The 1560-nt window shown below is 38.4% G+C and carries 1 protein-coding gene; it reads right to left on the minus strand.

Annotated features, from left to right (window positions below; genetic code table 11):
• Nucleotides 1–1492: threonine--tRNA ligase (thrS, locus tag V7149_RS26270; RefSeq protein ID WP_438824169.1), on the minus strand; the 1492-nt coding region annotated here is incomplete at its 3' end.
• Nucleotides 1493–1560 lie beyond the last annotated feature (68 nt).

The raw sequence follows: 1560 nt of genomic DNA on the forward strand, positions 1-1560 counted from the left end.
TGATATAACTCAAATCAAATTTCTCCGGCATTTGAAAATCAAGCTGAATTGTTGCACATTGATGGCTTCGTTTTAAGGCATCTTTTATGTGAAAATCAATTTTTGGCCCATAGAAGGCACCATCGCCTTCGTTTAAGTGATAGTGGATCCCTAAATCCACAAGTACATTTGTTAATGCTCGTTCAGAAATTTCCCAAAGGCTGTCATCACCCATTGAATTTTCAGGGCGAGTCGAAAGCTCCACTGAATACTCAAAGCCAAATGTGCGATACACTTGGTCAACTAATTGAAATACCTCCTTAATCTCACTTTCAATCTGATCCTCACGAACAAAAATATGAGCATCATCCTGACAAAAAGTGCGCACCCGTAGCATTCCATTTAAAGCACCGCTGTACTCATGACGGTGAACTTGCCCAAACTCTGCCAATCGAATCGGCAAATCTCGATAAGAATAGAGACTGTTTTTAAATATGAGCATATGCCCAGGACAGTTCATTGGCTTCATCGCAAACTTAGTTTGATCGACTTCGGAAAAATACATATTCTCATGGTAATGATCCCAGTGTCCCGATCTCTCCCAAAGCTGCTGATTCATCATAAAAGGAGTACGAACCTCATCATAATAAGCCTTGCTTTGAAGCTCACGTGAAAAATTTTCTAATTCATTTCTAATAATCTGCCCTTTTGGCAAGTAAAATGGCATTCCCGGCGCTTCATCGGAAAACATGAACAGCTCCAATTGTTTTCCTAGCTTACGATGATCTCGTTTGGCCGCTTCTTCTAAGAAATGTAAATACTCATCTAAATCCTTCTTCTTTTTAAAGGCAACACCATAAACTCTTTGGAGAACCTCATTTTGACTGTTACCTCGCCAATACGCACCCGATACACGAGTTAATTTAAAAGACTTAATAAAACCAGTAGACGGAAGGTGCGGGCCTCGGCACAGATCAATAAACTCTCCTTGTTGATATAAAGTGATTTTTTCCCCTTTCGGAATGTCCTTTAATATTTCTAGCTTGAATGGCTCTCCTTTTTCCTTAAAAAGCTTTTCAGCCTCTTCATAGGAAACCTCCATTCTTATAATTTCTAAATTCTCGTTAATGATTTTTTCCATCTCTTTTTCGATTTCAAGTAAATCATTTGAAGTCAAACTGTGTTCCAATTTCAAGTCATAGTAAAATCCATCTTCAATTACAGGTCCTATCCCTAATTTGACTTTTCCATATATTCTTTGAACTGTTTGAGCCAGCACATGTGCTGAGGAATGTCTTAAAATTTGAAGTCCTTCTTTCGAATCAAGAGTTAAAACGGAGAGTTCAGCATCCTGTTCTAACTTGTGGCTTAGATCCACCAGCTGTCCATCTACCATCCCAGCAACCGCATTTTTTCTCAAACTTGTACTAATGGACTCCGCAATTTCTCCCACAGTAATGCCATTTGAAAATTCCTTTATTTGTCCATCTTGGAATTGAACTTTAATACTCATATTGATTCACTCCTTTTTAAAAATAAAAAAACGCACTCATCCCTATCGCAAGGGACGAGTGCGTTATA

Source organism: Bacillus sp. JJ1503, from assembly GCF_036965125.1.
Classification (GTDB): Bacteria; Bacillota; Bacilli; order Bacillales; family Cytobacillaceae; genus Cytobacillus.